Genomic DNA, 5668 nt, shown 5'->3' with positions numbered 1-5668 from the left:
AAGGTTTCGGTGCCGTTGCCACCGCCCTGCAGGGCTTTGAAGTCCGCATCGTTGGGGTTCAGCGTGTAGGTGTAGGTGCCGTTGGCATTCAGCGCCAGAGTGCCGTAAGTCCCGGTGAAAGTGCCGGGGGTGATCGGTCCGGCGTTTTCACCGACCGTCACTCGGTCAGCGCCTTGCACGTCATTGGTCAGCACGTTGCCGTTGAGCGTCAGCAGGGTTTCCGAGGCGGTTGACGCATTGCTGTCGTACACGCCTTTTGGCAGGTCATCGATGATGTTGACGTCGAGGTTGCCCGTCGCGGTGGTGCCGTTGTCGTCGACCACGGTGACGGCGAACTGCTCAGGCAGGGTGTTGGCGCCGTTGCCGGTTGGATGGGTTTCGTTATCGTTGAGGGTATAGCTGTAGCTCACGACACCGGTCGCGGCATTGAACCCGGTGATGGTCAGGGTGCTGCCCAACGGGGTGGTGATCGATTGCGGGAAGCCGGCGGCCACACCACCGCTGACCACGGCGATGCCACCAACGGTCAGGCTCGTGACGCCGTCCAGCGCGGTCACGATGAAGGTGCCGTACTGGGTCAGCGCCGGTGCGTCCGGGCTGCTGCCGTCGCTGAGGTTTTTCTCGAAGACGGTGAGTTCGCCGCCCTCAACATTCAGACCGCCAATCGTGACCGAGTCATCGTTGTTGTGGATCTGCAGCACCAGGTTCGCCGTGCTGCTGTCACCGTCCGAATCGGTGATGGTGTAGSTRAAGGTTTCGGTGCCGTTGCCACCGCCCTGCAGGGCTTTGAAGTCCGCATCGTTGGGGTTCAGCGTGTAGGTGTAGGTGCCGTTGGCATTCAGCGCCAGAGTGCCGTAAGTCCCGGTGAAAGTGCCGGGGGTGATCGGTCCGGCGTTTTCACCGACCGTTACGCGGTCAGCGCCTTGCACATCGTTGCTCAGTACGTTGCCGTTGAGGGTCAGCAGGGTTTCCGAGGCGGTCGAAGCATTGCTGTCGTACATGCCTTTTGGCAGGTCGTCGACGATGTTGACGTTGATCTGCCCGGTCGCACTGTCGCCATCGGTATCGGTGGCCACGACGCTGAAGTTCTCGGTGAGGCTGTTGGCGCCGTCGGCACTCGGATGGGCTTCGTTATCGTTCAGCGTGTAGCTGTAGCTGATCACGCCGGTGGCCGCGTTAAACCCGGTGATGGTCAGGGTGCTGCCCAGTGGCGTGACCGCCGTTTGCGGGAAGCCAGCGGCCACACCACCGCTGACGACCGTGATGCCGCCGACGGTCAGGGTCTGCAGGCCATCGAGCGCGGTCACGGTGAAGGTGCCGCTCTGGGTCAGGGCCGGCGTGTTGGGGCTGCTGCCGTCGCTGAGATTTTTCTCGTAAACCGTCAGCTCGCCGCCATACACGTTGAGGCCGTTGAGGTCCACCGGATCGTCGTTGTTGTAGACGTTCAACACCAGGTTGGCGGTGCTGCTGTCACCGTCCGAATCGGTGAGGGTGTAGGTGAAGGTTTCGGTGCCGTCGCCACCGCCGTGCAATGCCTTGAAGTCGGCATCACTGGTGTTGAGGGTGTAGGTGTAAGTGCCGTTGGCATTCAGCACCAGGGTGCCGTAAGTCCCGGTGAAAGTGCCAGGGGTGATCGGGCCGGTGTTTTCACCGAGCGTCACGCGGTCGGCGCCTTGCACGTCGTTGCTCAATACGTTGCCGTTGAGGGTCAACAGGGTTTCCGAAGCCGTTGAAGTATTGCTGTCGTACACGCCTTTTGGCAGGTCGTCGACGATGTTGACGTCCAGCGAACCAGTCGCGGTGGTGCCGTTGTCGTCGACCACGGTCACGGCGAACTGCTCAGGCAGGGTGTTGGCGCCGTTGGCCGTCGGGTGCGCTTCGTTATCATTGAGGGTGTAGCTGTAGCTCACGACACCGGTCGCCGCATTGAACCCGGTGATGGTCAGGGTGCTGCCCAGTGGTGTGCTGATCGACTGCGGGAAGCCGGTGGCCACACCACCGGTGACCAAGGCGATACCGCCGACGGTCAGGCTCGTGACGCCGTCCAGGGCGGTGACGGTGAAGGTGCCGTTCTGGGTCAGGGCTGGTACGTCCGGGCTGCTGCCGTCGCCGAGATTTTTTTCATAAACCGTCAGCTCACCGCCATACACGTTGAGGCCGTTGAGGGTCACCGGATTGTCGTTGTTGTAGACGTTGAGCACCAGGTTGGCGGTGGTGCTGTCGCCGTCGGAGTCGGTGATGGTGTAGGTGAAAGTTTCGCTGCCGTCGCCGCCGCCATGCAGGGCTTTGAAATCGGCATCGCTGGTGTTGAGGGTGTAGGTGTAAGTGCCATTGGCGTTGAGTACCAGGGTGCCGTAGGTACCGGTGAACGTACCGGGGGTGATCGGGCCGGCGTTTTCTCCGACCACTACCCGGTCAGCGCCTTGCACGTCGTTGCTCAGCACGTTGCCGTTGAGGGTCAGCAGGGTTTCCGAAGCCGTTGAAGCATTGCTGTCGTACACGCCTTTTGGCAGGTCGTCGACAATGTTCACGTCCAGCGAACCGGTCGCGGTGGTGCCGTTGTCGTCGACCACGGTCACGGCGAACTGCTCAGGCAGGGTGTTGGCGCCGTTGGCCGTCGGGTGCGCTTCGTTATCATTGAGGGTATAGCTGTAGCTCACGACACCGGTCGCGGCATTGAACCCGGTGATGGTCAGGGTGCTGCCCAGCGGGGTGGTGATCGATTGCGGGAAGGCGGCGGCCACGCCACCGGTGACCACGGCGATACCACCGACGGTCAGGGTCGTGACACCGTCCAGCGCGGTGACGGTAAAGGTGCCGTTCTGGGTCAAGGCTGGTGCGTCTGGGCTGCTGCCGTCGCTGAGATTTTTCTCGAATACAGTGAGTTCGCCACCCTCAACATTCAAACCGCCAATCGTGATCGAGTCATCGTTGTTGTGGATCTGCAGCACCAGGTTCGCCGTGCTGCTGTCGCCGTCTGCATCGGTGAGGGTGTAGCTGAAGGTTTCGGTGCCGTTGCCACCGCCATGCAGGGCTATGAAATCCGCATCGCTGGTGTTGAGGGTGTAGGTGTAGGTGCCGTTGGCATTCAGTACCAAAGTGCCGTAGGTGCCGGTGAAAGTGCCGGGGGTGATGGGGCCGGCGTTTTCTCCGAGCGCTACCCGATCGGCGCCTTGCACGTCGTTGATCAACACGTTGCCGTTGAGGGTCAGCAGGGTTTCCGAGGCCGTTGAAGCATTGCTGTCGTACACGGCTTTTGGCAGGTCGTCGACGATATTGACGTTGATCTGCCCGGTCGCACTGTCGCCATCGGTATCGGTGGCTACGACGTTGAAGTTCTCGGTGAGGCTGTTGGCGCCGTCGGCGGTTGGGTGGGGTTCGTTATCGTTGAGGGTGTAGCTGTAGCTGATCACCCCGGTCGCGGCATTGAACCCGGTGATGGTCAGCGTGCTGCCCAGCGGGGTGGTGGTCGATTGCGGGAAGCCCGCGGCCACACCACCGCTGACCACGGCAATGCCGCCGACGGTCAGGGTTTGCAGGCCATCGAGCGCGGCCACCGTGAAAGTCCCGCTCTGGGTCAGTGCCGACGTGTTGGGGCTGCTGCCATCGCCGAGATTTTTTTCATAAACCGTCAGCTCGCCGCCATACACGTTGAGGCCGTTGAGGGTCACCGGATTGTCGTTGTTGTAGACATTCAGCACCAGGTTGGCCGTGCTGCTGTCGCCGTCAGAGTCGGTGAGGGTGTAGGTGAAGGTTTCGGTGCCGTTGCCGCCGCCGTGCAACGCCTTGAAGTCGGCATCGCTGGTGTTGAGGGTGTAGGTGTAAGTGCCGTTGGCATTGAGTACCAGGGTGCCGTAGGTGCCGGTGAAGGTGCCGGGGGTGATCGGGCCGGCGTTTTCACCCACGGTTACCCGGTCGGCGCCTTGCACGTCGTTGCTCAGCACGTTGCCATTGAGGGTCAGCAGGGTTTCCGAGGCCGTTGAAGCATTGCTGTCGTACACGGCTTTTGGCAGGTCGTCGACGATGTTGACGTCCAGTGAATCGGTCGTGGTGGTGCCGTTGTCGTCGACCACGGTCACGGCGAACTGCTCAGGCAGGGTGTTGGCGCCGTTGGCCGTCGGGTGCGCTTCGTTGTCATTCAGGGTGTAGCTGTAGCTCACGACACCGGTCGCGGCGTTGAACCCGGTGATGGTCAGGGTGCTGCCCAGTGGTGTGGTGATCGACTGCGGGAAGCCGGCGGCCACACCGCCGGTGACCACGGCAATACCGCCGACGGCCAGGCTCGTGACGCCGTCCAGCGCGGTCACGGTGAAGGTGCCGCTCTGGGTCAGAGCCGGTGCGTCCGGGCTGCTGCCGTCGCCGAGGTTTTTTTCGTAAACCGTCAGCTCACCGCCATACACGTTGAGGCCGTTGAGGACCACCGGATCATCGTTGTTGTGGATCTGCAGTACCAGATTGGCGGTGCTGATGTCGCCGTCGGCGTCCATCAACGTATAGGTGAAGCTCTCCGTCGCACTGCCGCCGCCGTGCAAGGCCTTGAAGTCGGCATCGCTGGTGTTGAGGGTGTAGGTGTAGGTGCCGTTGGCATTCAGCACCAGGGTGCCGTAAGTCCCGGCGAAGGTGCCGGGGGTGATCGGTCCGGCGTTTTCACCCACCGTTACCCGGTCGGCGCCTTGCACGTCGTTGCTCAACACGTTGCCGTTGAGGGTCAGCAGGGTTTCCGAAGCCGTTGAAGCATTGCTGTCGTCCACGCCATTGGGCAGATCGTCGACGATGTTCACGTCGAGGCTGCCGGTCGCAGTGGTGCCGTTGTCGTCGACCACGGTCACGGCGAACTGCTCAGGCAAAGTGTTGGCGCCATTGGCGGTTGGGTGGGCTTCGTTATCGTTGAGGGTGTAGCTGTAGCTGATCACCCCGGTCGCGGCATTGAACCCGGTGATGGTCAGGGTGCTGCCCAGTGGCGTGGTGATCGATTGCGGCAAGCCGGCGGCCACACCACCGCTGACCACGGCGATACCGCCGACGGTCAGGCTCGTGACGCCGTCGAGGGCGGTGACCGTAAAGGTGCCGTTCTGGGTCAACGCCGTGGCATCCGGTGCGCTGCCGTCGCTGAGGTTTTTCTCGAAGACGGTGAGCTCACCACCCTGAGCGCTCAAACCGCCAATCGTGATCGGGTCATCGTTGTTGTGGATCTGCAGCACCAGGTTGGCGGTGCTGCTGTCACCGTCGGCGTCCGTCAGCGTATAGGTGAAGGTTTCGGTGCCATTGCCACCGCCGTGCAACGCCTTGAAGTCGGCATCGCTGGTGTTGAGGGTGTAGGTGTAGGTGCCGTTGGCATTCAGTACCAAAGTGCCGTAGGTGCCGGTGAAAGTGCCGGGGGTGATGGGGCCGGCATTTTCTCCGACCGCTACCCGGTCAGCACCTTGCACGTCGTTGGTCAACACGTTGCCGTTGAGGGTCAGCAGGGTTTCCGAGGCGGTACTGGCGTTGCTATCGTCCACGCCATTGGGCAGGTCGTCGACGATGTTCACGTCGAGGCTGCCGGTCGCAGTGGTGCCGTTGTCGTCGACCACGGTCACGGCGAACTGCTCAGGCAAAGTGTTGGCGCCATTGGCGGTTGGGTGGGCTTCGTTATCGTTGAGGGTGTAGCTGTAGCTGATCACCCCGG

1 protein-coding gene is annotated in these 5668 nt (G+C 62.1%); it reads right to left on the bottom strand.

Going from position 1 to position 5668, the window contains the following annotated elements; translation table 11 throughout:
* A partial coding sequence (locus tag AC1DXW_RS30690; protein WP_477760881.1) for a beta strand repeat-containing protein occupies positions 1 to 5668 on the bottom strand: 5668 nt, incomplete at both ends.

Source organism: Pseudomonas sp. P4_C4 (assembly GCF_056402055.1).
This window is presented reverse-complemented; position numbering and strand designations above follow the sequence as displayed.